The sequence below is a fragment of the Pseudomyxococcus flavus genome, from assembly GCF_050038885.1.
Lineage (GTDB): Bacteria > Myxococcota > Myxococcia > Myxococcales > Myxococcaceae > Myxococcus > Myxococcus flavus.
Genome location: NZ_CP143624.1, coordinates 2,338,603 through 2,364,845, shown reverse-complemented (window position 1 = coordinate 2,364,845; position 26,243 = coordinate 2,338,603). Strand labels below are relative to the sequence as shown.

Here is a 26,243-nt window from a genome sequence, read left to right as displayed (position 1 = left end):
GGCCCCGTGGGAGAGGGCCCGCGTCCTCAGTGCCCGGAGGCCACCGAGGCGGTGAGCTCCTCGGGCAGGAAAGCGTTGAAGGACGGCAGCCGCTGCCTCCATGCCGGGGGCAGCCGCTGCTTCAGCCGCGAGTTGCCCGCGAGCCGCAGGATGGCCAGCGACACCAGACCCAGGCCCACGGCGCTGCGCAGCGGCGCCGGGCGACGGGGCCGGCGGCGAGCGCGGTAGCCACGAAGGCCCAGGGGGAGCAGGGCCGCGGGTAGGGTCGCCAGCGCGAGGGTGCGCCAGCGGCGCCGGCCAGACGTCTCGGATGCCAGTGCGGTTTTCATGAACGAACACGTTGGGCGTGGCGTGCGGCCAGGGGAAGGGCCGTCCTGGCCGGAGACCCCCGCGCTTCCCGGCGCGGGCCCTCTCGTGCGAGGCGAACACGGCCTCGCTGCCTTGCTTCCTTGGCGCTCGGCCGCCTGCCTGCCCCCCGCGCGGGCTTGACGGGGGCGGGGCGACAGGGCCGCCCCCGGGCTCGTAACATCGCGCCCCTTCCCTCATGCGTCTTCGCCATCTCTTCCCCGTCCTGTTCCTGATGGGACCGCTCGCCTGCGCGACCGGCCCGGTCCACCGTGCCGCCACCGCGCCCATCGTCGCCGTGCATCGCGCACCCGGCGAGCTGCGGGTGATGACGTTCAACATCCAGTCCGGCGCGCGCGGGCTGGAGCGCGTGGCCCACGTCATCCGCGCCGCGGTGCCGGACATCGTCGCGTTGCAGGAGGTGGACGTGGGCTCCACCCGCGCGCGCGGCCTGGACCAGACGGCGGAGCTGTCCCGGCTCACAGGCCTGAAGTACCGCGCCCACTTCCGCACCACGGACCTGTACGGAGGCGCCTACGGCATCGCGCTGCTGTCCCGCTTTCCGCTGGAGGCGCTGGCGCAATACCCGCTGCCGGTGCCGCGCGGCGCGGAGCCTCGCACGCTGGCGCACGCGGTGGTGGAGGTGGACGGGCGCGAGGTGAGCGTCTACCTCACGCACCTCATCCGCCGGCCCTTCAACGGGAGCGTGCGCGTGCGGCAGAGCGCGTACGTGGCCCGGCTGATGGCGCGGGACTCGCGGCCCAAGCTGCTGATGGGCGACCTCAACGACGGGCCCGACTCGCACTCCACCCGGCTCCTGCGGCGCGAGCTCCAGGACGTCGTCGCCGATACCGGGACCACCGGGGGCACGTATCCACTGCCCCTCTTCCTGCCCACGCTGCGCATCGACTACGTGCTGGCGTGTGAGGCCTTCACGCCCATGTCCAGCCGGGTGCTGCGCGTGGACGCGTCCGACCACTACCCCGTGGTGGCGGACCTGCGGCTGGAGCTGGACGCGGCGCCGCCGGCGGTCGCGGAGCGTGGCGGGCCGGCGGCCGCCCGGAGGGAGCCCACCGCCGGGGGCCACGCCATCGGCGCCGCGTTGTAGGGAGCGCGGGCCGGGGTGGGCGTCAGCCCACGTTGAAGCGGTACAGCACCTCGTTGTCGTTCCGGGTGAAGCCCTTGAGCACCTGGTGCTGGAGGTTCTGCGCGCCCAGGTACACCAGGCCGCCGTAGGCGAAGCCCATCACCGACAGCTCGAAGTACGGGTGCGGCCGGGGCACGTTGGTGATGTGCAGGTCCGTGTGGCCCTGGCCGGGGAGCACGTTGAGGTCGCCCTCCGTGAAGTAGCCCTTCCAGATGCCGGGGGTGAACAGGAGGAAGCGCTTGAAGTCACCCTGGCTGAACATCGCCTTGAGCTGACCCTGGCTCAGGGCGTACTCGGCGGACTTCACGCCGAACTGCCAGTAGGCGCTCTGGTTGTTGTTGTAGAAGCGCGCCAGCAGCGCGTCGTTGAGCCGGAGGAACGCGTCCGCGGGCATGCGCGACACCGGCATCACCGGTTTGGAGAAGAAGGGCTCCTTCGTCGCGAACTCGGTGAGGAACGCCTTCCAGGCCGCCTCCCCATGGGTCTGCACCATCAGTTGTTGTCGGGCCAGGAAGGCGACGCCTTTGACTTCCATCTGCTTCCTCCAAGGAGAGCGCGCGACGCGCCACGTCTGGGTTGACCGGCCTGATGCACCGGGCGGGGCTCATTGTGCTGCGGGTGTTTCGTGCGGCGAGGCGGAACGGAGCCGGCCCTCAATCGAGTTGAAGGCCGCAGTCGCTACAGGCGCCCGCCACGAGCGGGGCGGCGGTGCCACAGGCCGGACAGGGAAGCTCACCGTCCTCCGCGGCGGGCGTCGCCAGCGACGGGGCGCTGCCCGCGGGGACCAGGCCCTCGCGCGCGATGCTGTCCATCCAGCGCTGCTGGAGCAGGGCCGCCACGCGAGGCCCGTCCTCGGGTCGCACCAGCACCTGGAACTTCGGGCTGCAGCCCGGCTTGCTGCAGGCCTCGCGGTGGACGAGCGCTGGGACGTCCGCGTCCAGGCAGGCGTCCACCAGGCGCCGAGCGTCCATGAGGGCCATCTCCGCGCAGGGAACCAGCTCCACGTCCGACAGGGCCTTCGTCACGTCTTCCGGTGTCATCACCCGGCGGATTGGAGCGCACCGCCAGGGGCCGCGTCCAGCCTGTGCGGGCTCGACGTGTCCACCATCCGCAATCACGCGCCGCGCCATGCGACACCGGGAGCGCGGAGCCACGCTCCCGGTGCAGGCAGGCCGGCACGGCCGCGCGTGGGATGGCCGCGCCGGTGGCCGTGGCGCATCGTCACGCGTGTGCCTGGCCCGGGGACTCAGGGCTTGCCCAGGTTCGTCCAGGTGTCCGTCACGGGGTCGTAACGCTCGATGGTGTCGTCGGGGTTCGTCGCGAGGAGGAAGCCATTCGAGCTGACGATGCGCGTGGCCGGGCCGTGGATGGACGCCCAGTGCGTGCCCATGTACCTCATGATGTACGAGCCGTCCGGCCGCAGCCCGTAGACGTTGCTGCCCACCGCGACGAAGCTCCGGCCCGAGCCGCCGATGGTGGTCCACGTCGTGCCGCCGTCGTAGCGCTGGATGGAATCCTTGTCGTTGGTGAGCCGGTACATGCTGGTGCCGCCGCCGATGAGCTCGCTGGCGCCGCCGCCGACGGTGCTCCAGCTGGTGCCCGTGCCGCTCCACCGTGCGACGTAGTCGTCCTGCCAGGGGCCGATGCCGAACACCTGGGTGGTGGTGGCGGCGAAGCGGGAGCCAGGGCCGCCGATGACGGTCCACAGGCCCGTCGTCGCGTTGTACCGGGCGACGTTGCCCGTCGTCGGGTCCGTGGCGCAGAGCTGGCCGGCGCACGCGAAAATCTGCCCGGCCGGACCGCCGATGGTGACCCAGCCGGTGCCCAGGAGCTGCACCGGCGCGCCGCCGCCGGGAATCTGTCCGTAGAGCGTGTTGCCCACCGCGACGAAGGCCTGGCCCGCGTTGCCGACCAGCGTCCAGCCCAGGGCATCGCGGCGGTAGAGGTCGCCGGTGGAGCGCTTGCGGGCGTACACCGTGCCGCTGGAGGTGCTGAGCACGTTGGTGGGCGCCTCGTAGAGCGCCTGCACGCCCTCGACGTCCCGCTGCGAGATGAAGTTCAGCGTGCGCGACGGGTCCAGCCAGCCCGGCTCGGAGGGGTAGTGCATCGCGCTGCGGCCGTCGTAGCACGTCAGGGGCCGGTAGCTGCCGGTGGTGGGCCTGCCGCAGCCCGGGGCGGTGTCGTGCTCGTGCACGAAGCCCAGCGCGTGGCCGAACTCGTGGGTGAGCACCGCCAGGAACTCCGTGTCCGTCCACGTGGAGGTGGGGCCGAGCTCGAGGTAGCGGGTGGAGCGGGAGTAGGTGGGGAAGCCCATGCCCGCCGAGAGGCCCACGAAGCTGAAGTTGCGCTCGACGTTGTACTTGACGTTCGTGTTGAAGCGGTTGCAGGCCGCCGAGTCCTGCGACACCACGTGCACGAAGCGCACGTTGGCGGCGGCCTCCCAGCCGGAGGCCGCGCGATGCATGAGCTCGACCACGCGGCTGTAGTCCGCGCCGAAGTCGCTCGGGCGGATGCAGTAGGTGATGTTCCAGCGGTCCGTCCGGTTCCAGGCGGCATCCGCCCCGCCGACCCGGAAGACGGAGAGCGCGTTGGGGTTTCCGTTGAAGCCCTCCCAGTACTGGCGCACCGCCGCCAGGTCGGGCATGCGCATGTCGCCTTCGACCAGGAAGTGCCCTTCCTCCGTGGCGACGACGTGCTTCGCGCGCCAGGCCTCGAAGCTGGCCGTGGCCTGCTCGGCGGTGGAGGTGAGCGCGTCCTCCGCGGGCTCGGTCCACTCTGGCCCGCAGCCGCCCAACCCCATGCTCAGTGCCGCCGAGGCGAGCGCGGCCGTCCGCCTCCAGTGAGGTTGCAGGTGCGTCCGGGTCTTCATGCGATGCTCCCTCCGCGCCTCGAGGCGGTGCCTCCGCACGCGCGGGTGTGGTGGTGGGTATTGCGGCACTGGGGCCTGCGCGGCCGTCCGAGTGTGAGCGAGGCGCTATTCACGTCCTGTGCCTGCGCCGGTGGATGACGCGGCATCGCGCTGGGGCCGTGATGTTCGGACGCGCGGGCTGATGGCCTCGAGTGTGACGACGCCTGGGGCGGGCGCGATACGCCCGCGTCAGCGCGTGGGCGCGTTCCGTGCTGGGAGCTGCCCCGGTATGCAAGGCCTGCCGTGGCGGCAATCCTTGCCGGCCATCGCTGCGAGCTCGAAGTGCGCTGCGCCGGTCGCCCCTGACAACAATGTGTCAGTGCGCGCCGCCGGAGGGCGCGGGGCCCCGCATTGCGCCGTGGCGCCTGGACGACTTCGGGCTACCGTTCCAAGGCGTGCCGCCCACCCTGACTGGACAGCGAACCGGACGCTTCACCCGCCTGTTGATGGTCGGGGCCGGCGTGCTGACGGGGGGCGTCTTCGGGCTCGCCTGGGTGGTGGACCGTTTCGGTCGGCGCGAGCAGGCGGCGCCCGCGGATGTGCTGGTGGTGCTGGGCGCGAGTGTGCTCCCGGGCGGCGTGCCTTCCGGCGCCCTGCGCGCACGCACCGAGCACGCGGTGGCGCTGTACCACCGCGGCCTGGCGCCCCGGCTCGTCTTCTCGGGCGGCGTGGGCGCGAACCCGCCTTCCGAAGCGCGGGCCATGCTCGCGCTGGCGACGCGGCTGGGCGTGCCCGCGGAGGTGTGCGTGCTCGAAGAAGGCAGTCACTCCACCGACGACAACGCCCGGCTCACCTCCAGGCTGCTGCGCGAGCTGGGGGCGCGGCGCGTGGTGGTGGTGTCCGACCCGTACCACCTGTTGCGCGCGCGCAACTCCTTCCGACGATACGGCTGGGAGGTGGCCACGAGCCCGGCGCCGGAGACCGTGCGCCACCTGGACCTGTTCGACCGCATCTACTGGACGGTGCGCGAGGCCGTCGCCCTGCTGCTGCATCCGCGCGTGCTGCTGGCGCGCGCGCCTACTTCTCCGGCACCGTGAGCGCACGCAGCTCGCGTGCTCCACCGGGAAGCGCCACACGCAGCAGCACGGACTCGCCGGGCTTCGCCTTCCGCAGCGCCTGCACCACGTCCCGTGCGCCCCTCACCGGCTGGTTCGCGGCCTCCACCACCACCATGCCGGGGAGCAACCCGGCGTGCTCCGCCATGGAGGCGGGCGCCACCTCCGTCACCAGCGCGCCGGACTTCGGCAGTTCCTGCGACTCCGCCAGCCGCGGGTCCATGTCCATCAGGCTCAGCCCCACGCGATGCTCCGCGGGGCGCTGTGGGCCTTCGGGAGGCTTCCGCGAGGCGACGCCCTCCAGGTCGGGCCGCTTCCCCAGCGTCGCCTTCACGTCGCGCTTCTTCGCGTCCCGGTAGAGCGCCAGCGTGAGCTCCGAGCCCGGCGCCTTCATCGCCACCAGCCGGGTGAGCTCGCCCGCCGAGTCGATGGGCTGCCCGTCCGCGGCGACGATGACGTCATCCGGCCGGAGGCCCGCCCGGGCCGCGGCCGTCTCCGCGGTGACGTCGGTGACGACCGCGCCCTCCTGGACGGGCACGCCCAGGGCTTCGCCCAGGTCCGGCGTCATGTCCTGCACCAGCAGCCCCAGCCAGCCCCGGGTGACGGTGCCCTGCTCCTTCAGCTGAGGCAGCAGCGATTGGATGAGGTTGCTGGGCACCGCGAAGCCGATGCCCGAGCTCCCATCGGCGATGGCGGTGTTGATGCCCACCACCTCGCCCTTCATGTTGAACAGCGGTCCACCGGAGTTGCCCGGGTTGATGGGGGCGTCCGTCTGGAGGAAGTCGTCGAAGGGGCCGGCCTCGATGTCCCGCTCCTTCGCGGAGAGGATGCCCAGGCTGGTGCTGGACGTCAGCCCGTAGGGGTTGCCGATGGCCAGCACCCAGTCCCCCACGCGCAGCGCGTCCGAGTCCCCCAGCCGCACCACGGGCAGGGGCTTCGCGTTATCCGGCAGCTCGAGCTGGAGCACCGCCACGTCGGTGAGCGCGTCCGTGCCCAGCACCCGCGCTTCCAGGTCGCGCCCGTCCGCGAGCTGCACCTGTATCTCCTCTGCACCCTCCACCAGGTGGTGGTTGGTGAGCACCAGCCCCTTGGCGTCGATGATGAAGCCGGAGCCGATGCCCTCGCGCACGGGCGGGGCGAAGGGCAGGGGGGCCTCGAAAGGCGAGGGCATCTCCTCGGGCGCGCCGCCAAAAGGCGTGTCGTCGAAGGGGGAGCCGCCGAAGGGCATGTCGTCGAAGGGTGGGGCCCCGAAAGGTGAAGGGCCCTCGCCACCCCACGGCATGGCTCCCGATTCGCCCGGCGTGGGCGCGCCCAGCCGCACCTCGACGTTGACGACCGCGGGGCTCACGGAGGCCACCAGCGGGGCGACGGAGGCGAGCGCCACGGCTCGTCCCGGTGGCAGCGCCGGTGCGGGAGCTGGCTTGGCGGATGGCTGCGTCTCAGGGGCGGGGACAGGCGGCTGCGCGTCCGTGTCCCGCCTGCAGGCCACCAGGCCCAGGAGCACTCCGACCGTCACCCCACGCACGCGTCCCGTCATCGCCGTCCTCCCCCTTCGCAAGCTGCGACCGCCGCGGGTCGCAGGGGGGCCTGGCCGTTCGGGCACGGCGCACGTCAGCCCGTCCGTCAGGCGGGGTGTGGGCCGAGGGTTCGCCGCGCGCTCAGGCCGAGCGCTCGCGTGGCGCGGCGGTGGGCAGGGCGTCGATGCGATTCAGCAGCTTCTCCAGGATGGAGAAGAGGGCCTTGCGGTCCGACGTGTCGAGGATGCCGAGGAACAGCCGCATGCCCTGGGAGACGAGGCGCTCGAGCCGCTGCCAGGTCGCCTGCCCCTCGTCCGTGAGTCGACAGTGGACGACGCGGCGGTCGGTGGCGCTGCGCTCGCGTGTCAGGTGGCCCTGCCGCTCCAGCCGGTCCACCACGCCGGTCACCGTCTTCTCGGTGACGCCCAGCCGGCGGGCAAGGTCGCCCATGGTGAGCGCGCCGTCCCGGCCGAGCCACAGGATGGCGTGGACCTGCGGCGGCGTGAACTGGAGCTGCTCGCACATGCTGGCGATGGGGTCACGGAGCGAGCGGCGCCGGCCCAGCGCGAGGAGCAGGGTCTGGAGTTTCTCCAGGTCCTCGGAAACGTCTTCTTCCTCTTTGTGGAATTTCCGTGACACGGAGTATCCCATAGCGGCCCGGCCCGAGCGGGTCAATCTGTTGTCCGGACGGACGCGGACCGGATGACAATGCGGCGCGGGTTGCCGGATATGCGAGGAGCTACGCCATGCGTCATCTGCCGCTGCTCTGTGCCGTTCTCGCGGCGTTGGCGAGCCCGTTCGCCCGGGCCGACCGGGTGCTGGTGTTCGCCGCGGTGAGCACCACCGATGCGCTCCAGGCGCTGGCGCCCGCCTTCCACCAGGCCACGGGCCACACGGTGGAGCTGTCCCTGGGCGCGTCCAGCGACCTGGCACGTCAGGCCATCGCGGGAGCGCCGGCGGACGTGTTCCTCTCCGCCGACGAGGCACAGCTGGACGCCGTGCAGAAGGCGGGGCTCGTCGCGCCGTCGACGCGCGTGGACCTGCTGTCCAACCGGCTGGTGGTGGTGGTGCCGGCGGATGCGAAGACGCCGCTGTCTTCACCTGCCGGGCTCGAGGGGCTGAAGCGGCTGTCGCTGGGCGACCCGGAGGCGGTGCCGGCGGGCGTGTATGCGAAGGCCTGGCTGGTGAAGGTGGGGCTCTGGAAGGAGCTGGCGCCGAAGGTGGTGCCGGCGCTGAACGTGCGCGCGGCGCTGGCGGCGGTGGAGACGGGGCGGGTGGACGCCGGCGTGGTGTACGCCACGGACGCCGCGCATTCGAAGCGCGTGCGGGTGGCCTTCCAGGTGCCCGAGCAGGACGTGCCGCGAATCGTCTACCCCGTGGCCGTGCTCACCGGGGGCAAGGCGACGGAGGCCGGTCGGGCGTTCGTGCGCTTCCTTCAGTCCGAAGCGGCCCGCAAGGTATTCGCGACGCACGGCTTCGGCGCGGCACCTGGAGCGCGGACACCTTGATGGAGGGCGCAGCGGACCTGGTGCTGTTCACGGTGTGGGTGGCCGCGCTGGCCACGCTGCTCATCCTTCCGCCGGGCGTGGCGGTGGCCTATGCCCTGGCGCGGTGGGAGGGGCCGGGCAAGGGCGTGGTGGAGACGGTGCTGACGCTGCCGCTGGTGCTGCCGCCCACCGCGGTGGGGCTGGTGCTGCTGGAGTTGCTCGGGCGCCATGGCCCGCTCGGCCGCGTGCTGGATGCGTGGGGCGTGGAGGTCGTCTTCACGCCCCGGGCGGTGGTGCTGGCGAGCGCGGTGATGGCGTTCCCGCTGCTGGTGCGCTCGGCCCGCACGGGCTTCGAAGAGGTGGACCCGCGGCTGGTGGCGGTGGCGCGCACGCTGGGGGACTCGCGCACGCGGGCCTTCTTCCGCGTGACGCTGCCGCTGGCCTGGCGCGGCGTGCTGGTGGGCGCGCTGCTGGCCTTCTCCCGCGCGCTCGGTGAGTTCGGCGCCACGGTGCTGGTGGCCGGCAACATCCCGGGCCGCACGCAGACGCTGTCGCTGGCCATCTTCCAGCGCACGCAGCTGGGACAGGACGCGGAGGCGCTGCGGCTGGCGGGCGTGGCGGCGCTGCTCGCCTTCGTGGCGGTGTTCGCGACGGAGGCCGTGACGCGGCGGCGCGGTCGGCGGGAGCGCGCGTGAGCCTGGACCTGGACATCCGATTGCCGCTGGCGCGCTTCGCGCTGGAGGTGAAGGCGCGGCTCGAGGGCGCGTCGGTGGCGGTGATGGGGCGCTCGGGCTCCGGCAAGACGTCCCTGCTGGAGGTGCTCGCGGGGCTGCGGCGCGGGGCGCGGGGCCGCGTGGCGGTGGGCGAGCGCGTGCTGCTGGACAGCGCCTCGCGGCGCGACGTTCCGCCCGAGCAGCGCCGCATGGGCTACGTGCCGCAGGACGCGCTGCTCTTCCCGCACCTCACGGCGGCGCAGAACGTGCGCTTCGGCGTGCGTCCGGGCCGAGCGTCCCGCGTGGACGAGGCCGTGGAGATTCTGGAGCTGGCGCCGCTGCTGCACCGCTACCCGGCCACGTTGTCCGGCGGCGAGAAGCAGCGCGTGGCCCTGGCGCGCGCGCTGGCCACGGACCCGGCGTTGTTGCTGCTCGACGAGCCGCTCGCCGCGCTGGACGTGGCGCTGAAGGAGCGGGTGCTGCCGTACCTGCTGCGCGTGCGGGACGAGGCCCGGGTGCCGATGCTGTACGTGACGCACCAACTGGGCGAGGCGCGCGTGCTGGCCCGGGAGGCGCTGCTGCTGGAGCAGGGGCAGGTCCGCGCGGCCGGGCCCGCGGCCGAGGTGCTGGGCGCGGCGGCGCGAGGGCTGCTCGCGGCGGAGGGCGAAGGGGAGGAGAACATCCTCGAGGGCCTCCTGGAGCGGCCGGACGGCGGCGGCCTGCGGCTGAACGTGCAAGGCGGGCTGACGCTGTGGGTGCCGGACGCGCCGGAGCTGGCAGCGGGCGCGCGCGCCGCCTATGCCGTGCCCGCCGCGGACATCCTGCTGTCCATCCAGCCGCTGACGGGCATCTCCGCCCGGAACGTCATGACGGGCACGGTGGTGAAGGTGGAGCCCCTGTCCGCGGGCGAGGACGCCGCCACCGTGGAGGTGGCGGGCGTGCACTGGGTGGTGTGGCTCACCTCCGCGTCGGTGCGGGAGCTGGGCGTGGCGCCCGGCGCGAGGGTGTCCCTGGCGGTGAAGACGTCCGCGTGCCGGCGGCTGCGCTGACGCGGAGCTCGGCCTCGTGGCCGGGCTCGGCGTGCAGGCCCTCGAAAGACTCGCCCTCGAGTCGCACCCGGCGCGGGCGCGGTGCCAGCGGCTCGACGGCGGTGACGCGTGCGGGCTTCGCGAACCACGGCCCGAGGGCGCTTGCGAGGACTGCGGGCAATTCCGGCATCAGCGTTCCCTTCGCAACGCGATTTCATAGTTGAAATATTGAATATGAGAATCGTTATCAACTATGGTGCGCCGCGTGGAGGTCGGAATGGCACAGCGCCGCGCGCGTCCTGTCCTGGTCGTGGGTGGCCCCGGCTCCGCACCATCCGAGGGAGGGCCGTTGATGAAGACGCACACCGAACAATCGATGCACAGGGATTCCGGCAAGCAGGGGCTGTGGGTGCTGGCCGCCGTGGCCATGGCGCTGGTCCTGTTTGTGAACTGTGGTTCGTCCGACGACGAGCCCACGCCGGTGCCGGACGCGGGGCAGACGGACTCGGGAACGAACCCGGAGCCCGACTCGGGCACTGACCCGGAGCCTGACGCGGGCACGGACCCGGAGCCCGACGCGGGCACGGAGCCTGACGCGGGTACGGAGCCTGACGCGGGTACGGACCCGGAGCCGGCGTGCCAGAACGACGTGCCCTGCCGCGAGGAGAGCATCGACCGGCTGAACCTGCTCACCACCGTGTCGACGGGTGACCTGTACGAGGAGGAGGCGCCGGAGGGCGAGTTCCGTTCGTACATCGACGCCCGCGCGGGTGGCCTCAACGTGAGTCAGTCCTACACCTACGCCCGCTTCACGCCCGAGGGCCTGGCCCGGGTCAGCATCGATGACCGCACGGCGTTCGGCGAGCACGACTGGGACATCGCCTTCCGCCGCTACTACGTCCGGGTGAACGGCGGCACGTCCGGCCCGTCCTGCGTCGGCGTGGCGCGGCTGCCCACGGGGACGCGCTTCGAGACCGTGACGTCCGTGCCCGCGGACCTGACCTTCCAGTCGGACGCCTGGTACACCGACACGTGCGAGTTCATCCCGGACAACTCGGGCCTCTCCGGACCGACGATGGCGATGAGCAGCTTCTGGACCTACCAGGGCTGCGTGAGGATGACGGGGGATGTCTTCATCATCCGCCTGGCCGACGGCCGTCACGTGAAGTTCGAGGTGACGTCCTACTACGATGTGGCCGTGCAGGAGCACTGCAACGAGACGAACGAGCTGCCGTCGGGAGTGCCGAGCGGCTCGGGTCAGCTCCGCGTGAAGTGGGCGTTCCTGCCATGAAGCTCCGGGCGCTGCTCCTGCTGCTCCCTTTCGGGTGTGGCCCTGTCCAGCAGGCTCCGCGTGGACCGCACGAGCGGCACGACTCGCTCGTGACGTGGGAAGCGGGACTGCAAGCAGGAGCGCGCCCCACCTCGCCCTCGGCGATGCCGCCGCGCTTCGACGAGGGTGAGGCGGTGGAGTCGGTCGTGTCCCCTGGGGGGCGCTTCCGAATCCACTTCTCCCGTTCGGGCTCCAACGCCGTGCCAGCGGCGGACGCGGACGGGAGTGGTGTTCCGGACGCGGTGGAGACCGTCGCGTCCGCGTATGACCGTGTCGCCGCCTTCTACGAAGGGCTGGGCTTCCGCCTGCCGCCGGATGATGGCTGGGTGGGGAGCGACAACGGCGGTGATGGCCGCTTCGACGTGTACCTGGTGGACTTCGGTGGGGTCGCGGACGGCGCTTTCCGGCTGGACGGTTGCCTGGAGACATCGTCGCGCTGCACCGGACACATGCTCCAGGAGAACGACTTCGCGGGCTACGGCTACCCGTCCTACGGCGAGGCCGTGGACATCCTCGCCAGCCACGAGTTCTTCCACGCGGTGCAGGCCGCCTACCACCCGGCGCTGGGCAGCGTGGCGTCGGAGGGGACGGCGGTCTGGGCCAGCGAGCGCTACCTGCCGGCGCTGGACGACCTGGAGCGCTTCACCGCCGCGTACCTGTCGCGTCCGGACCGCACCCTGGTGCTGGACCCGGAGGGGCCGGCGGTGTCCTTCAGCTATGGCGCGGGTATCTACTTCCAGTTCCTCGGCGAGCGCTTCGGGGAGGGCGTCGTGCGCTCACTCTGGGAGGAGAGCGTCGTGACGCCGTCGGTCCGCTGGCCGGTGCTGGTGGAGACGGCGCTGCAGCGGGACTGGGGCGCCGACTTCGACACCGCCTTCTCCGAGTTCGCCCTGTGGAACCTGGCCACCGGCGCGCGCAAGGCGCAGGGACCGGGCTATTCGAATGCCGAGGGCTACGCGCAGGTGACCGTCGCGTCGCGCGCGCTGCCGGTGTCGGAGCCCTCCGTCCGGGTGGCCGCCGCGTCGACGCGCTACTTCGAGGTGGAAGGTGGCACGGCCTCCGTCACCGCCTCCTTCGAGCCCACCGAGGGCGAGCCTTCCGCCGCCATCCACCTGCTGGTGGCCGCGGTGACGCCCACGCAGGTGCTGCGCGTCGCCCGGGCGGACGGATTGGGGACGCTGACCGCGCGCGTGGAGGCGGCGGATGCGGCCCACGTCATCGTGGGCGTGGTGGATGGGCGGCGCGAGGGGGTGGGCCGCTATGGGCGGCTGTGCATCTCCGGAGAGGACTCCGGCGCTCCCTGCCTCACCGAGCCACCGCCCGAGCCCGACGGTGGCTCGGGAATGGACCCGGATGGTGGAACGGGGGGCGACCCGGACGGTGGGCTCGATGCCGGCACCGGCGGAGACCGGGACGGTGGCGTGGATGCGGGGACGCCGAACGAGCCCGAGCCGCCGCGCGACGAGGGTGGCTGTTCGTCCGCGCCGGGCGGACTGACGTGGGCGCTGCTCCTGCTGCTCGTGGCCGCGGCCCTCCGGCGCTAGCAGGGCTCGTTCAACCCGTGCCGTCCCCGTCACGACACCCGAGGCCATTCGCGGGCCGCCACCGTAGGCGTCATCCCCGTGACATTCCGGCAGGCGAGGCGTTCAGGGAACACCTGAGCAGGCACATCCCATATCGCGTTGGACGCTGGCTCCGATTAAGCGTCAACTCTCGACCGACGCGAATGCCCCGGGAACGCCATGCTCAGTGCCTCAGGCCAGGACAGCTCGCCGTTCATCCGTGCGGTGGGACGTGCTCTTCCGCCGCACTACGCCAGTCAGGAGCAGCTCATCGCCGCGTTCCGCGAGCTATGGGCCACGCGCCACTTCAACCTGGAGCGGTTGGAGGACCTCCACCGCGCGGTCCAGGTGGGCGGCCGGTACCTGGCGCTGCCGCTGGAGGCCTACCCGCCGCTGGTGACCTTCCAGCAGCGCAATGACGCCTGGGTGCGCTCGGCCACCGAGCTGGGCGAGACGGTGGTGCGCCAGGCGCTGGATGCCGCGGAGCTGTCGCCTTCGGACGTGGACCACGTCTTCTTCGTCACCGTGACGGGCATCGCCACGCCCAGCATCGATGCGCGCCTGGCCAACCGGGTGCGCTTCCGCGAGGACTTCAAGCGCACGCCGCTCTTCGGACTCGGGTGCGTGGCGGGCGCGGCGGGCGTGGCGCGCGCGGCGGACTACCTGCGGGGCTTCCCGAAGCACACCGCGCTCCTCATCGCCGTGGAGCTGTGCTCGCTGACCTTGCAGCGCGAGGACCTGTCCATTCCGAACATCATCGCCTCCGGCCTCTTCGGTGACGGCGCGGCGTGCGCGGTGCTCCGGGGCGCGGAGGCGCCGGGGGCACGGGGCCCGCGCGTGGTGGCGTCGCGCTCGGTGTTCTATCCGGACACCGAGCGCATCATGGGCTGGGACGTGGTGGACTCCGGCTTCAAGGTGGTGCTGTCCGCCAAGGTGCCGGGCCTGGTGAGGAACCACATCCGGGGCAACGTGGACGGCTTCCTCGCGCAGCACGGGCTGAAGCGCGAGGACATCCGCCACTGGGTGGCGCACACCGGCGGGCCCAAGGTGCTGGAGGCCTTCGAGCAGGCGCTGGAGCTGCCGCCCGCGGCGCTGGAGCGCTCGTGGGCGTCGCTGCGCGAGGTGGGCAACCTGTCCTCCGCGTCGGTGCTCTTCGTGCTGGGCCAGACGCTGGAGACGGTCGACGCCCGGCCCGGGGACTGGGGGGTGATGATGGCCATGGGACCGGGCTTCGGCGCGGAGATGGTGCTGCTGCGATGGTGACCTCCACGCAAGCCGTCTTCCTGGGCTTCATGGCCGTGCTGGTCGCGGAGCGACTGGTGGAGCTGGTGCTCTCCAAGCGCAACGCCGCGAGGGCCTTCGCGCGCGGCGGCGTGGAGACGGGGCAGCGGCACTACCGCTTCATGGTGGTGTTCCACACGCTCTTCCTGGTGGCGTGCGTGGCGGAGGTGTTCCTGCTCCAGCGCGCCTTCCCGGGCGTGTGGGGCTGGGCGGCGCTGGGGGGCGCGGTGCTGGCGCAGGGCCTGCGGTACTGGGCCATCACCACGCTGGGCGACCGGTGGAACTCGCGCATCATCGTGGTGCCGGGCCTGGCGCCGGTGACGGGTGGCCCCTACCGCTTCCTGCGTCACCCCAACTACGTCGCGGTGGTGCTGGAGCTGGCGTGTGTGCCGCTCATCCACGGCGCGTGGTGGACGGCCCTTGTCTTCTCGGCGGGCAATGTGGCGCTGCTCTACGTGCGAATCCGCGCGGAGGAGGCGGCGCTCGGTGAGGTGTACGCCCAGGCGTTCTCCCACCGTCCCCGCTTCATCCCGGAGGTGCCACGTGGCTGAGCGCGAACTGGAGGTCATCAACGAGATTCACCGCATCGTCACCGACGAGCTGGAGTGGAAGGGGGCCGTGGAGCCCACGCAGGACCTGGTGCGCGACCTCCAGCTGGACAGCCTGGGGCTCACGGTGCTGGCGGTGGGGCTGGAGAACCGATTTCGCATCCGCCTGTCCGAAGAGGACGCGCAGGGCGTGCGCACGGTGGGGGACCTCGCGAAGCTGGTGGCGCGCCGGATCGCCGAGCCGCCGGCCTCCGTGCCCGAGGTCGGCCCATGAGCCGCGGCGGCTCGGACGTGACGGGCGCTGGTCCGGACGCGGCTGCGGGAGCCGGCGTGGGACGCGAGCTGGCGGCGGATGTGGGAACGGGACGGGCCGCCGCGATGACGTCGGGCGCCGGGGCCGCGCGGGTGAAGGGCCCCGCGCTTCCGGCGCCGAGACACGCCACGGTGAACGCGACGCTCGCGGCGACCGCGCGCACCTCGCCGCTGGGGCTCACCTTCGTGGACGCGGCCGAGCGCGAGGTGTCGCTGTCCTGGGCGGACGTGTACGCGCGGGCCCGGCGCACCGCCGCGGGCCTGGCGCGGCTGGGCGTGAGCGAAGGCGACCGGGTGGCGCTGCTGCTGCCCACGTCGCCGGCCTTCATGGATGCCTTCTTCGGCACGTTGCTCGTGGGCGCGGTGCCGGTGCCGCTGTACCCGCCGGTGCGATTGGGGCGGCTGGAGGAGTATCACCGGTCCACCTCGCGGATGCTCCAGGTGACGGGCGCGGTGATGGTGCTGACGGATGCCAGGGTGCGGTTGCTCCTGGGGCCGAGCGTGGAGCGGGCGCGGCCTCGCCTCGGCTGCCACACGGTGGATTCCGTCGCGCGGGGGGACGACGCGCGGGAGGTCGCGGTGCGGCCGGACGCGCTGGGGCTCATCCAGTTCTCGTCGGGCTCCACGGTGGACCCGAAGCCGGTGGCGCTGACGCACGAGGCGCTGCTGGCGCAGGTGTCCGCGCTGGAGGTGGCCATGCCCCTGGGGGAGGGCGTCCCCCGCGTGGGGGTGAGCTGGCTGCCGCTGTACCACGACATGGGGCTCATCGGCTGCCTGCTGTCGGCGGTGTACTACCCCGGCCACCTGGTGCTGATTCCTCCCGAGGTCTTCCTCGCGAGGCCCGCGCTGTGGCTGCGCGCGCTGTCCCGGCACCAGGGCTACATCTCCCCCGCGCCCAACTTCGCCTACGGGCTGTGCCTGAAGCGGGTGAAGGACGAGGAGCTGGAAGGCGTGGACCTGTCGTCCTGGAAGCATGCGCTCAATGGCGCGGAGCCCGTGTCCTCGGACACCCTTCACCGCTTCGCCCAGCGCTTCGAGCGATGGGGCTTCTCCGCGCGGGCGCTGCGCCCGGTGTATGGCCTGTCGGAGGCGTCGCTCGCCGTCACCTTCCCGCCGGAGGGACGCGGCCCGCGCATGCTGGGGGTGGACGCGGGGCTGCTCGCACGAGAGGGACGCGCGGAAGAGGGCGCGCGCGAGCTGGTCAGCGTGGGCATGCCCGTCGCGGGCTTCGAGGTGGAGGTGCGCGGCGAGTCGGGCGAGGCGCTCCCGGAGCGGCGGGTGGGGCGGGTCTTCGCGCGAGGGCCGTCGCTGATGGTCGGCTACTTCGCGGATGCCCAGGCCACCGACCGGGTGCTGTCGCGGGACAGGTGGCTGGACACGGGCGACCTGGGCTTCCTCGCGGACGGGGAGCTGTACCTCACGGGGCGCGCGAAGGACGTGGTCATCATCCGCGGCGCCAACCACGCGCCCCAGGCCTTCGAGGAGCCGCTGCAGGGCGTGGAGGGCGTGCGTACCGGCTGCGCGGTGGCGCTGGGCTTCACGCCCGAGGGCAGCGGAGACGAGGCGCTGCTCATCCTCGCCGAGCGCGCGGGGCCGGAGGCGGATGCCGGTGTCGAGGAGCGCATCCGCGCGGTCGTTGTGGAGGCCACGGGCGTGCGTCCGCACACCGTGCGCCTGCTGGAGCCGGGGACGCTGCCGCGCACGTCCAGCGGCAAGCTGCGCCGCGCCGAGGCGCTGCGGCGCTACCTCGCGGGCGAGCTGGCGCCGCCGAAGCGCGTGGGGGCGGTGGGCCTCGCCGTGGAGATGGCCAAGAGCGCGCTGGCGATGGTGCGTGCGGAGCGCGAGACGTGACGCCTTCCCGGGCGCCAATGGCTTGCATGACCAGGTGCCCGGATACCCGGCTCTTCCGGTAAGTCCATGTCAGGTGTTATTGGGCTGAAAGTCGCGCAGGGGAGGAGTCCACGCCGTGAAGCGGTATGACGTCGCCGTGGTGGGAGGTGGGCCCGCGGGGCTGGCAGTGGCCATCACCACCACGATGCGAGGGTTGAACACCGTGGTGCTGGAGCGCTCCAGCGCGCCCGTGGACAAGGCCTGTGGCGAGGGGCTGCTGTCGCCAGGAATGGCGGTGCTGGAGCGGCTGGGCGTGCTGCCATTGCTGGACGCGCAGGGCAGCTATCCCTTTGTTGGCGTCCGCTACGTCCAGGAGGACGGAAGCACGGCGGAAGGCCTGTTCCCGGGCAGGGGCGCGCTGGGCGTGCGGCGCGTGGCCCTGGCCTCGGCGCTGGTTTCGCGGGCGCGCACCGTGGGCGTGGAGCTGCGCGAGCGCACGCAGGTGCTATCGCACCGGCGCAGCGGGGACGGCATGGTGCTCCAGACGGCCGAGGGTCCGGTGGAGGCCTCGATGCTGGTGGCGGCGGACGGGCTCGCGTCGCCGCTGCGCCGCGCGGAAGGCCTGGAGATGGAGCCCGTGGGGCCGCGCCGCTTCGGCCTGCGCCGGCACTTCCAGGTCGCGCCATGGACGCCCTACGTGGAGATTCACTTCGCGCCCGGCGTGGAGGCCTACGTGACGCCCACGGGGGTGAAGCGCGTGGGCGTGGCCTTCCTCTGGGAGGACGGTGCGGTGGAGGGCCGGGTGAGCTTCGACGCGCTGCTGGCCCGCTTCCCTCGGCTGGCGGAGCGGTTCGCGGGCGCGGCGCCGGACTCCCAGCCGCGCGGCGCGGGGCCGCTGGCACGGGTGGCCCGGACGCGAATCGCGGACCGCTTCGCGCTGGTGGGCGACGCGGCGGGCTACGTGGACGCCATCACCGGCGAGGGCATGTCGCTGGCCTTCGTGTGCGCGGAGTCCCTGGGCAACCTGCTGCCGGACGCGCTCGCGCGCGGCGCTTCACAAGAGGTCTTGCTGCCCTATGAAGCGTGCTTCCAGCGCGTCTTCCGCAAGTACTCCTGGTCCACGGGCGCGCTGCTCATGCTGGCGCGCCGGCCCTGGCTGCGCCGGCCCGTGGTGCGGCTGCTGGGCAAGACGCCCTGGCTGTTCGAGCGCATCCTGCACGGCATCGTGGCGTGAGCGCGGCGCGCGCCGTGTCAGCGTGAGCGGCGCTGGGGCTTGATGGCATTGGCCAACAGCCGGCTGAAGAAGGTGGCGGAGCGCTCCAGCAGCGGCTCGATGGAGCTGCTTCCCGTCTTCTTGCGGAGGGAGCCCTCGTTCCAGAGCGACGCCAGCCCGTGGACCCAGAGGCCCAGGCGGTGAGCGCCAGCGTCTCGCGGTCCTCCGTGCCACCCATGGCGACGTGCGCGGCCTCGGCCCACTGGAGCAGCCGCCGGTAGCTGCTCGAGCCCGCGGCGTGGACCTCGGGGTACTTCTCCGCGTCGTCCCACGTCTGGCTGTACATGACGCGGAAGTGCGAGGGGGGCTCGACGGCGAAGTGCACGTAGCACCGCGCGAGCCGGTGCAGCTGTTCCTCGGGCCGTCACCGCCGCGTGACGCCCTCGGCGCGCGTTCCCGGTTGCCGAATGAGCTCAAACCCGGTCCACTGCCGGGCCAAGACGGGGACACGGGCCCGGGCCGCGCGGGCGTCTTCCCTGGAACTGTCTGGATGGAGTGCCGCACCCATGTCCCTGGACCGCCCTTCCCGGCCCCTGTCGAAGCTGCTGACGCTGGCGCTGCTGCTGTCAGCGCCGTGGCTCGGAGGCTGCCTCTTCGCGGGCCCTCGTCATCAAGGGCCGGTGACGGACCACTTCGACGGTGAGCGGTTCCACAACATTGAGCCCGTGAAGCGGCTGAGCCCGGATGAGGTCTTCCAGGCGCTGCGAAAGGGGCCTCGCGGCCCGTGGCGGGACTACGAGGAGTTCCCGCCCGGCAAGCCGCCGCCGGAGCGCGTGGGACCCGGACAGCTCCGGGTGACGTTCATCAACCACGCCACCGTGCTCATCCAGGCGGACGGGCTCAACGTGCTGACGGACCCCATCTATTCGGACCGCCCCAGCCCGGTGTCCTTCATTGGCCCCAGGCGCGTGCGGCCACCGGGCATCCGCTTCGAGGACCTGCCGCCCATCGACGTGGTGGTGGTGAGCCACAACCACTACGACCACATGGACCTGCCCACGCTGCGGCGTCTGGAGGCGGCGCACCGCCCGCGCTTCATCGTGGGCCTGGGCAACAAGGCGCTCCTGGACGACGAGGGCTTCCAGCGCGTGGAGGAGCTGGACTGGTGGCAGTCCACCGAGGTGGCGCCGGGCCAGACGGTGACGGCCGTGCCGGCGCAGCACCGCTCCAACCGCGGGCTCACGGACAACGCGGCGACGCTCTGGGCGGGCTACGTCGTCTCCACGTCCGGCGGGCCGGTGTTCTTCGCGGGAGACACGGGCTTCGGTCCCCACTTCGCGATGATGGCCGAGCGCTTCGGGCCCATGCGGCTGTCGGTGTTGCCCATTGGCGCGTACCGGCCCACCGCCTTCCGGCCCGTCCACATGGGGCCGGTGGAGGCCCTCCAGGCGCACAAGGTGCTGCGCTCGGCCACGTCGGTGGCCATGCACTACGGCACCTTCGCGCTCGCGCTGGATGGCCAGGACGAGGCGAAGTACCACCTGCTGTGGCTGCTGGCGCGCGAGCCCAAGCGCCCGCGCTTCTGGGCCCTGGCCTTCGGCGAGGGACGCGACGTGCCCGCGCTGGACTGAGTCACCGGTTGTAGGGGTACTCCTGAATCCAGTTGAAGCCCCGGGAGAGCAGGAGGAACTTGGACTCGTCCACCCGCGTGAGGCGGACCTCGATGGCGGCGTCCTGGAGCGTGCCCTGGAGGACGAGCTGGTTCGGCTCGGGCCGCGCGTAGGTGAGGACGAACTTCTTCGCGGTGTCGTCCCGCCCGTCGAGGAGGGTGAGCGTCTTCTTCGATGCGTCCTCTTCCAGCCCGTAGGACGTCATGGTGTCGTCCAGGCGCTTGATGTTCAGCCGGCCGAAGCGGTTGACGGCCACCGCCTTCCACCGCCGGGCATCTCCGGACGCGGCGTCCAGGAGCTGCCCGTCCTGGGTGAAGGACTCGACGGTGTAGTAGCCGTAGAACGGGGGCCGTGGCGCGTCGTCTCCGTACTTGCGGATGTAGTCCATCCGCGTGCCGGTGAACCCGTAGACGATGCCGCCCACCGCCAGGAGCTTCATCGCGAGCCCGGCCCCGAACAGCCAGCGCGAAGGCGAGAACGGCGGCTGCAGCGGGCGCGGCTGCGTGGCGCGGTTGAGCAGCAGGACGTCGAGCAGTCGCCGGGCGTCGGGCAGCACCAGGAACAGCGCCATCAGCAGCAGGTGGGACGAGAAGAGCTTGACGGGGACGTCGTAGAAGAAGTTCAGCGCCACCACGTTGACCATGACGCCCGCGGTGACGAGCGCGCCCAGCGTCGTCGTCCGCCGGAAGAGCAGCAGGCAGCCGCCGAGGAACTCCGCGCCGCCGGTGAAGAGGTTGTAGCCCTTCGAGTACCCCATGAAGGTCCACAGCAGGCCCATGGGGGAGAAGTCTCCCAGGGGCTGCATCAGCCGCGCCGGTTCGGGGAAGGGGAACTGCGACTTGAAGAGCTTGGCCAGCCCGTAGGACAGCATGGCCATGGCGAGCGTGTAGCGCACCAGCGTGCGCAGCACGTCGTGGGCCTTCACATACTCGGTGCGGCGCCGGTCGAGGTAGGACCAGACCGCCGTCACCCCCACGGCGACGACGAAGAACAGCAGCACCTGCACGTAGTTGAACGTGGTGTCGCCGCTGCCATTGGGCATCACGTTGATGTCCGTGGCCAGCCGCAGCACGTGCTTGCCCACCCACGGCACCACGGCCTTCCAGAGCCCGTCGAAGAGGTCGGTGACGAAGTCACCCAGGACCGGAATGAGGTCCAGGGGGAAGGGCGCGGAGTAGAGGAGGAGGTAGGCGAAGGTGAAGCGGAACGCGAGCCGCCGCGCGAGGCTCCACGCTTCCCGGGCGGGGGCGGGTGGCGTCACGCTCGCTTCGGGAGCGGAGGGCTGTGGCTCGGGAACGGAGGACAGTGGGGCGGTGGCGCTCATAATGGGCTGACCTGCCAGCTTATCCAGAGAGCGCGAGGTAGGCGCCAGTCCCCCCTGTCGCACCGGGGCGCGCGCCGCGTCACCGCTGGGGCAGCACCTGCTTCGCCACGTCGATGAAGGCGCGCAGGGGGCGCGAGATTCGAGCGCGGTGTGGGTAGTAGAGGAAGAGGCCGGGCACGGTGGGCGCCCAGTCCTCCAGCACGGGCACCAGCGCGCCACTGTGCAGCAGCGGGGCGACCTCGGGCTCGGCGACGTAGGTGAGTCCCATGCCCGCCACGGCCATGGCGGCGTTGAGGCGCGTGTGGTTCGACACCAGGGGGCCGGTGACGGGAACGCGCATCACGCGCCGGCCGCGCTCCAGCTCCCAGTGGTAGGGCAGCCCGGTGGAAGGGGCGCGGTAGCCGATGCAGGCATGCTTCGCCAGGTCCTCCGGGCGGGTGGGCCGTCCGTGCCGCTTCACGTAATCGGGTGAGGCCACGATGACGAAGCGGAACGCCGGCGTCAGGCGGACCTGCACCATGTCCTTGGCCACGGATTCCATCAGCCGGATGCCGGCGTCGAGCCCTTCGGAGACGATGTCGACGAAGCGGTTGGACACGCGCGCGTCGACGCGCAGGTGCGGGTGCAGCTCCAGCAGGCGGGGCAGCACGGGCTCCAGGATGATGGGCACCGCGAAGGAGGGCACTGAGAGGCGCAGCGTGCCCGTCACCTGGGTGTCCCGTGCGGCGACATGCTCCAGCGCCGCGAGCGCCGTCTGGACGCCGGGCGCGGCCTGCTCGTGGAGCTTCCGCCCGGCATCCGTGAGCGCCACGCTGCGCGTGGTGCGGGTCAGCAGCGCCTTGCCCACCCGTTCCTCGAGCTGCCGCACCGTCTGGCTCACCGCCGACGTGGAGACGCCGAGCTCCTTCGCCGCGCCGGTGAAGCTCCCCCGCCGTGCTACGGTGAGGAACACGGCCAGTTCATTGAGCGGAGTCAGCGCCATTGTGAAGCCATTCTAAAGAGTCTGTGCGGCTTCTGCCTCTACTGCGTCCGGTGTCCGCGCTGCACTGTGAAGGCCTTCACGGAGGCACGCATGACGACGAACCGCGTTGATTCGCTGGCGCAGTATCACCTGCTGGGACGCTCGGGACTGCGGGTGAGCCCGCTCTGTCTGGGGACGATGACGTTCGGCACGGAGTGGGGCTGGGGCGTCCCGGAGGAGGCGTCGCACCGCATGCTGGCCCGCTACCTGGAGGCGGGCGGCAACTTCCTGGACACGGCGGATGGGTACACGAACGGCAGCAGCGAGCAGATCATCGGCGAGTACTTCGCGCGGCACGGCGGCAGGGACAGGGCCGTCATCGCCACGAAGTTCACCATCAGCGCCTCGCCCGGGGACCCGAACTCGGGAGGCAACGGGCGGAAGAACATCTACCGCGCGCTGGAGGGCTCGCTGCGCCGGCTGAAGACGGACTACGTGGACCTGTACTGGCTCCACGCGTGGGATGGCCTGACGCCCGTCGAGGAGGTGATGCGCACGCTCACGGACCTCGTGCGGGAGGGCAAGGTGCGCTACCTGGGCCTGTCGGACGTGCCAGCCTGGTACTTCGCGCGAGCGCAGACGCTGGCGGAGCGGGACGGGTGGGAGCCCATCTCCGCGCTGCAGCTGGAGTATTCGCTGGTGGAGCGCAACATCGAGCGTGAGCACATCCCCGCGGCGCTGGCGCTGGGCGCGGCGGTGACGCCGTGGGCGCCGCTGGCCGCGGGCTTGTTGACGGGCAAGTACACGCGCGAGGGCGTGCTGGCGAAGGGAGAGGGGCGGCTGCCTTCCATCCAGACCGGGGGCCACCCGGCCAACGAGAAGCTCTTCACGGCGCGCAACTGGGACATCGTCGACGTGCTGGTGGACGTGGCGCGGCAGCTGGACCGGCCGCCGGCGCAGGTGGCGCTCGCGTGGGTGACGCGCCGCCCCGGCGTGGGCTCCACGATTATCGGCGCGACGCGGGTGGAGCAGCTCGAGGCCAACCTCCACGCGCTCGACGTCCAGATTCCGCCCGAGCTGGCGGCGCGGCTCGAGGCCGCCAGCCGCCCGGAGCGCGTGCACCCGTACCACTTCTTCGAGGAGGCCTTCTATTCGCAGGGCATGTTCACCGGAGGCACGACGGTGCGCGCCGAGCCCGCCTGGTTCCGGCGCTAACGGCTGTCACGGATGGACTGCCAGAGCCAGCCCAGCCGCAGCTCCACGTCCTCGAAGGGCTCCACGCGGACGAGCGCGTCCTCTTCTCCGTAGATGCCCAGCTCGGTCCACCGGCCGCCGACGAGCCGGTGCACCGAGAGCGTCCGGACCTCCAGGTCGATGAACCACAGGTGCTGGATGCCGATGCGCGCGTAGAAGGGGCGCTTGATGCGCTGGTCGTAGCCGCGCGTGGAGGGCGAGAGGATTTCGCAGGCCCAGTCCGGCACCGCGGTCCACTGCTTCCCGGGCAGCGACGGCACGCGCTCGCGCCGCCAGCCCGCGAGGTCCGGGACGAACTCCGGTGAGCCTTCGACCTGGACGCCGGGCTCGACCATGAGCCACCAGCCGCCGGGTCCATTGCCTCCGAGCTGGAAGGGGCCATCCAGCTCGCCAAACAACCTCAGCCCGAAATAGACATGCCCGCCGCCAGGACGGGCATGCGTGTACAGCGTCCCATCGATGATTTCGCCCACGACGCCCTCCGGCAGTGCCTGGAGGTCGGCAAGCGTTGCGGGACCGTCCTGCTTTCGCGCGCCGTAGGCCATGCCTGGAGTGTGGGGATGTCAGCGGCCTCTGACAAGCCGCGCCGGGGCGAGCGCGCTCAGAGCTTCATGCGCTTGAACATGGCCTCCGGAATGGTCCGGATGATGAGCATGATGAGCGCCCAGATGCCGGGGACGTAGACTTCGTTCTTCCGCGCGTCCGCGGCGCTCAGCAGGCCGCGCGCCACCTTCTCCGGCGAGGCGAAGAGCTTGTTCTTCGGCAGGTGCGCCGTCATCGGCGTGTCGACGAAGCCCGGCTTCACCGTCACCACCGCCACGTTGGACCTCGCCAGCCGGTTGCGCAGGCCCTGGAGGAACACGTTGAGCGCGCCCTTCGACGCGCCGTACACGTAGTTGCTCTGCCGGCCGCGGTCGCCCGCCACCGACGAAATCACCACCAGCGTGCCGGCCTTCTGCGCCTCGAAGCGGTTGGCCAGCACCGTCAGCAGGGACACCGCGCTCAGGAAGTTGGTGCGCAGCACCGCCTCCGTGGCCGCCCAGGAGCGCTGCGCCTCCGCCTGGTCACCCAGCACGCCGTGCGCCAGCACCACGCCGTCCAGCCCGTCCAGCGCCGTGTACGCGGCCTCCACCAGCCCCTCGTGGCTGTCGAAGTCGTTCAGGTCCACCACCTGCGACGCCACCTTCGCCGCGCCGCGCGTGGCGGCGTCCTTCGTCACCGCGTCCAGGTTCTCCGCGTTGCGGCCGGTGAGGTACAGCGAGGCTCCGCGCGCGGCCAAGAGCCGCACCGTCGCCTGGGCAATGGCGCTGGTGGCGCCGAGGACGAGCACTTTCTTCATGGGGAGCGAATCTCGGAAAGAAGGTCAGCGGATGGCAAGCAGGGACTGCGGCGGCGGGGACGCCGACGCGCCCCGCTCCGCGGCCAGGGAGAAGGGCAGGGACACCGGGTTCACCCGCCGCCAGAACGACGAGGAGAACGACGGGTCGACGTACTGCAGGAAGCGCTCGCGCTGCGGGAAGTACGCCGCGAAGTTCTCCGGGCTCATCCGCGCGTCCTTCGCCGGGTACACCGCGCCGCCCGCCTGGCGCGTCAGCCGGTCCAAATCCTCCACCAGCTTCCACGTCTTCTCGCCGCGGTTGGCGAAGTCCATGGCCAGCGTCACGCCCTCGCGCGGGAAGGACATCCACCCTGGCGAGGGGATGTCGCCGAAGGTCTTCAGCACGGAGAGGAAGCTGGGCAGTCCGCCGCGCGAGCTGCGCTCCAGGATTTCCCTCAGCGCGTCGCGCGCGGTGGCGTAGGGCACCACGCACTGGAACTGGAGGAAGCCGCGCCGGCCATAAATCCGGTTCCAGCCGTAGATGGCGTCCAGCGGATAGAAGAACGGGTCGTAGTGCGTCAGCCGCTGCTTCGGCTTGCCGTTCTGCCGGTGGTAGTAGAGCCAGTTGAAGGCGGACACCGACAGCCGGTTGAGGCAGAAGGCCGGCATGTCCATGGGCACCGCCAGCCCCACGCCGTGGGACAGGTGGCTCCGGGCCAGCGGCAGCCCGTCGAACTGCGGCGGCGCGAAGTTGCCCCGGTACAGCAGGCCGCGCCCCAGCTTCTTCCCCCGGGCCAGGCAGTCCACCCAGGCCATGGTGAACTCGTAGTCCTTCTCGGACGCGCGGGCCACGTCGAGGAAGCCGTCCAGGTTGCCGAAGGGCACCGTCTCCTGGAGCACGTAGGGATTGCTGATGGGCCTGAGCTGCACCTCCGCCCAGGTGATGAGGCCGGTGAGGCCCAGGCCGCCAATCGTGGCGCCGTACCAGTCCGGGTTCTCGTCCGGCGCGCACACCCGGCGGCTGCCGTCCGAGCGCACCAGCTCGAAGCGCCGCACGTAGCGGCCGAAGGTGCCGCCCCGGTGGTGGTTCTTCCCGTGCACGTCGTTGGCGATGGCGCCGCCCACCGTCACGAACTTCGTGCCCGGCGTCACCGGCAGGAACCAGCCGCGCGGGGCCGCCAGGCGCAGAATCGTGTCCAGCGACACGCCCGCCTCGCAGCGCACCACGCCGGTGGCCGGGTCGAAGGCGATGAAGCGGTCCAACCCGGAGGTCAGCAGCAGCGTGCCCCCCGCATTCAGACACGAGTCGCCGTAGCTGCGCCCCAGGCCATGGGGCAGCAGCGTGCCTTCCTTCTGGGGCAACCCGTCCGTGCGCCACACCAGGGCGTGCGCCTGCTGCTCGACTCGGGGATAGCGTCCCCAGGACTCCCGTGACTTCAT

At 71.8% G+C, this 26,243-nt stretch carries 26 protein-coding genes; 14 read left to right on the top strand and 12 right to left on the bottom strand.

The window, feature by feature from the left end:
* Positions 1 to 26: 26 nt before the first annotated feature.
* Positions 27 to 329, bottom strand: coding sequence for a hypothetical protein (locus tag VZL07_RS09940; protein ID WP_426755235.1), 303 nt, complete (start codon positions 327 to 329; stop codon positions 27 to 29).
* 215 nt (positions 330 to 544) lie between these two features.
* Here VZL07_RS09940 and VZL07_RS09935 point away from each other — a divergent pair, with 215 nt between their 5' ends.
* Positions 545 to 1,453, top strand: coding sequence for an endonuclease/exonuclease/phosphatase family protein (locus VZL07_RS09935; RefSeq protein ID WP_426755233.1), 909 nt, complete (start codon positions 545 to 547; stop codon positions 1,451 to 1,453).
* 22 nt (positions 1,454 to 1,475) lie between these two features.
* Here the strand turns inward: VZL07_RS09935 and VZL07_RS09930 are convergent, their stop codons facing one another.
* The 3 genes from VZL07_RS09930 to VZL07_RS09920 all read right to left on the bottom strand — a co-directional run bounded on the left by VZL07_RS09930 (position 1,476) and on the right by VZL07_RS09920 (position 4,361).
* On the bottom strand, positions 1,476 to 2,027 hold the full coding sequence (locus VZL07_RS09930) for a hypothetical protein (protein ID WP_426755231.1): 552 nt from the start codon (positions 2,025 to 2,027) through the stop codon (positions 1,476 to 1,478).
* A gap of 118 nt (positions 2,028 to 2,145) precedes the next feature.
* Positions 2,146 to 2,532 (bottom strand): hypothetical protein, encoded by a 387-nt coding sequence (locus VZL07_RS09925; RefSeq protein ID WP_426757277.1) that lies wholly within the window; start codon positions 2,530 to 2,532, stop codon positions 2,146 to 2,148.
* A 206-nt stretch (positions 2,533 to 2,738) separates the two neighbouring features.
* Positions 2,739 to 4,361 (bottom strand): matrixin family metalloprotease, encoded by a 1,623-nt coding sequence (locus VZL07_RS09920; RefSeq protein WP_426755229.1) that lies wholly within the window; start codon positions 4,359 to 4,361, stop codon positions 2,739 to 2,741.
* A gap of 485 nt (positions 4,362 to 4,846) precedes the next feature.
* On the opposite strand from VZL07_RS09920, the gene VZL07_RS09915 reads away from it, so the two are divergent.
* Positions 4,847 to 5,437, top strand: coding sequence for a YdcF family protein (locus tag VZL07_RS09915; RefSeq protein ID WP_426757276.1), 591 nt, complete (start codon positions 4,847 to 4,849; stop codon positions 5,435 to 5,437).
* On the opposite strand, the gene VZL07_RS09910 is transcribed toward VZL07_RS09915, so the two are convergent.
* The gene (locus VZL07_RS09910; RefSeq protein WP_426755227.1) at positions 5,418 to 6,992 is read right to left on the bottom strand and encodes a trypsin-like peptidase domain-containing protein; all 1,575 of its coding nucleotides are present in this window, start codon (positions 6,990 to 6,992) and stop codon (positions 5,418 to 5,420) included. The two genes, VZL07_RS09915 and VZL07_RS09910, sit on opposite strands and share 20 nt — an antisense overlap.
* A 121-nt stretch (positions 6,993 to 7,113) precedes the next feature.
* Positions 7,114 to 7,623, bottom strand: a complete 510-nt coding sequence (locus VZL07_RS09905; RefSeq protein ID WP_426755225.1) for a MarR family winged helix-turn-helix transcriptional regulator — start codon at positions 7,621 to 7,623, stop codon at positions 7,114 to 7,116.
* Positions 7,624 to 7,718: 95 nt separating this feature from the next.
* Between VZL07_RS09905 and modA the strand changes: the two genes are divergently transcribed.
* The 10 genes from modA (at position 7,719) to VZL07_RS09855 (ending at position 18,297) form a co-directional block, all read left to right on the top strand.
* A complete protein-coding gene (gene modA, locus VZL07_RS09900) occupies positions 7,719 to 8,480 on the top strand; it encodes a molybdate ABC transporter substrate-binding protein (protein WP_426755223.1) in 762 nt (253 codons plus the stop codon).
* The gene (gene modB / locus VZL07_RS09895) at positions 8,480 to 9,154 is read left to right on the top strand and encodes a molybdate ABC transporter permease subunit (protein ID WP_426757275.1); all 675 of its coding nucleotides are present in this window, start codon (positions 8,480 to 8,482) and stop codon (positions 9,152 to 9,154) included. The genes modA and modB overlap by 1 nt, the downstream gene beginning before the upstream one ends.
* Complete coding sequence (modC, locus tag VZL07_RS09890) at positions 9,151 to 10,221, top strand: molybdenum ABC transporter ATP-binding protein (protein ID WP_426755221.1); 1,071 nt, start codon at positions 9,151 to 9,153, stop codon at positions 10,219 to 10,221. Before modB ends, modC begins: the two co-directional genes overlap by 4 nt.
* A gap of 331 nt (positions 10,222 to 10,552) precedes the next feature.
* Positions 10,553 to 11,491 (top strand): HmuY family protein, encoded by a 939-nt coding sequence (locus VZL07_RS09885; protein ID WP_426755219.1) that lies wholly within the window; start codon positions 10,553 to 10,555, stop codon positions 11,489 to 11,491.
* Positions 11,488 to 13,074: an MXAN_6640 family putative metalloprotease gene (locus VZL07_RS09880; protein WP_426755217.1), complete on the top strand. Its 1,587-nt coding sequence runs from the start codon at positions 11,488 to 11,490 to the stop codon at positions 13,072 to 13,074. The genes VZL07_RS09885 and VZL07_RS09880 overlap by 4 nt, the downstream gene beginning before the upstream one ends.
* Before the next feature lie 198 nt (positions 13,075 to 13,272).
* Positions 13,273 to 14,355: a type III polyketide synthase gene (locus VZL07_RS09875; protein ID WP_426755215.1), complete on the top strand. Its 1,083-nt coding sequence runs from the start codon at positions 13,273 to 13,275 to the stop codon at positions 14,353 to 14,355.
* On the top strand, positions 14,349 to 14,924 hold the full coding sequence (locus VZL07_RS09870) for an isoprenylcysteine carboxyl methyltransferase family protein (RefSeq protein ID WP_426755213.1): 576 nt from the start codon (positions 14,349 to 14,351) through the stop codon (positions 14,922 to 14,924). Before VZL07_RS09875 ends, VZL07_RS09870 begins: the two co-directional genes overlap by 7 nt.
* Positions 14,917 to 15,195, top strand: coding sequence for an acyl carrier protein (locus VZL07_RS09865; RefSeq protein ID WP_426755211.1), 279 nt, complete (start codon positions 14,917 to 14,919; stop codon positions 15,193 to 15,195). Before VZL07_RS09870 ends, VZL07_RS09865 begins: the two co-directional genes overlap by 8 nt.
* A 104-nt stretch (positions 15,196 to 15,299) precedes the next feature.
* The gene (locus VZL07_RS09860) at positions 15,300 to 17,084 is read left to right on the top strand and encodes a fatty acyl-AMP ligase (protein WP_426757273.1); all 1,785 of its coding nucleotides are present in this window, start codon (positions 15,300 to 15,302) and stop codon (positions 17,082 to 17,084) included.
* Between the two features lie 115 nt (positions 17,085 to 17,199).
* Positions 17,200 to 18,297 carry an NAD(P)/FAD-dependent oxidoreductase gene (locus tag VZL07_RS09855; protein ID WP_426755209.1) on the top strand — a complete coding sequence of 366 codons (1,098 nt, stop codon included), beginning with the start codon at positions 17,200 to 17,202 and terminating at the stop codon, positions 18,295 to 18,297.
* Here VZL07_RS09855 and VZL07_RS09850 read toward each other — a convergent pair.
* The gene (locus VZL07_RS09850) at positions 18,197 to 18,661 is read right to left on the bottom strand and encodes a hypothetical protein (RefSeq protein WP_426755207.1); all 465 of its coding nucleotides are present in this window, start codon (positions 18,659 to 18,661) and stop codon (positions 18,197 to 18,199) included. The genes VZL07_RS09855 and VZL07_RS09850 overlap by 101 nt on opposite strands.
* Before the next feature lie 181 nt (positions 18,662 to 18,842).
* On the opposite strand from VZL07_RS09850, the gene VZL07_RS09845 reads away from it, so the two are divergent.
* Positions 18,843 to 19,907, top strand: a complete 1,065-nt coding sequence (locus VZL07_RS09845; protein ID WP_426755205.1) for an MBL fold metallo-hydrolase — start codon at positions 18,843 to 18,845, stop codon at positions 19,905 to 19,907.
* 1 nt (position 19,908) lies between these two features.
* Here the strand turns inward: VZL07_RS09845 and VZL07_RS09840 are convergent, their stop codons facing one another.
* Positions 19,909 to 21,207 carry a DoxX family protein gene (locus tag VZL07_RS09840; RefSeq protein WP_426755203.1) on the bottom strand — a complete coding sequence of 433 codons (1,299 nt, stop codon included), beginning with the start codon at positions 21,205 to 21,207 and terminating at the stop codon, positions 19,909 to 19,911.
* 142 nt (positions 21,208 to 21,349) lie between these two features.
* Positions 21,350 to 22,252 carry a LysR family transcriptional regulator gene (locus VZL07_RS09835; protein ID WP_426755201.1) on the bottom strand — a complete coding sequence of 301 codons (903 nt, stop codon included), beginning with the start codon at positions 22,250 to 22,252 and terminating at the stop codon, positions 21,350 to 21,352.
* Positions 22,253 to 22,342: 90 nt separating this feature from the next.
* On the opposite strand from VZL07_RS09835, the gene VZL07_RS09830 reads away from it, so the two are divergent.
* The gene (locus VZL07_RS09830) at positions 22,343 to 23,446 is read left to right on the top strand and encodes an aldo/keto reductase (protein ID WP_426755199.1); all 1,104 of its coding nucleotides are present in this window, start codon (positions 22,343 to 22,345) and stop codon (positions 23,444 to 23,446) included.
* Here VZL07_RS09830 and VZL07_RS09825 read toward each other — a convergent pair.
* From VZL07_RS09825 to VZL07_RS09815, 3 genes are read right to left on the bottom strand one after another with little or no spacing between them, the layout of a single operon-like run.
* Entirely contained in the window at positions 23,443 to 24,030 is a 588-nt protein-coding gene (locus tag VZL07_RS09825) for a Uma2 family endonuclease (RefSeq protein WP_426755198.1), read from the bottom strand. The two genes, VZL07_RS09830 and VZL07_RS09825, sit on opposite strands and share 4 nt — an antisense overlap.
* Before the next feature lie 56 nt (positions 24,031 to 24,086).
* Positions 24,087 to 24,824 carry an SDR family oxidoreductase gene (locus VZL07_RS09820; protein WP_426755196.1) on the bottom strand — a complete coding sequence of 246 codons (738 nt, stop codon included), beginning with the start codon at positions 24,822 to 24,824 and terminating at the stop codon, positions 24,087 to 24,089.
* 24 nt (positions 24,825 to 24,848) lie between these two features.
* Complete coding sequence (locus VZL07_RS09815; RefSeq protein WP_426755194.1) at positions 24,849 to 26,243, bottom strand: FAD-binding oxidoreductase; 1,395 nt, start codon at positions 26,241 to 26,243, stop codon at positions 24,849 to 24,851.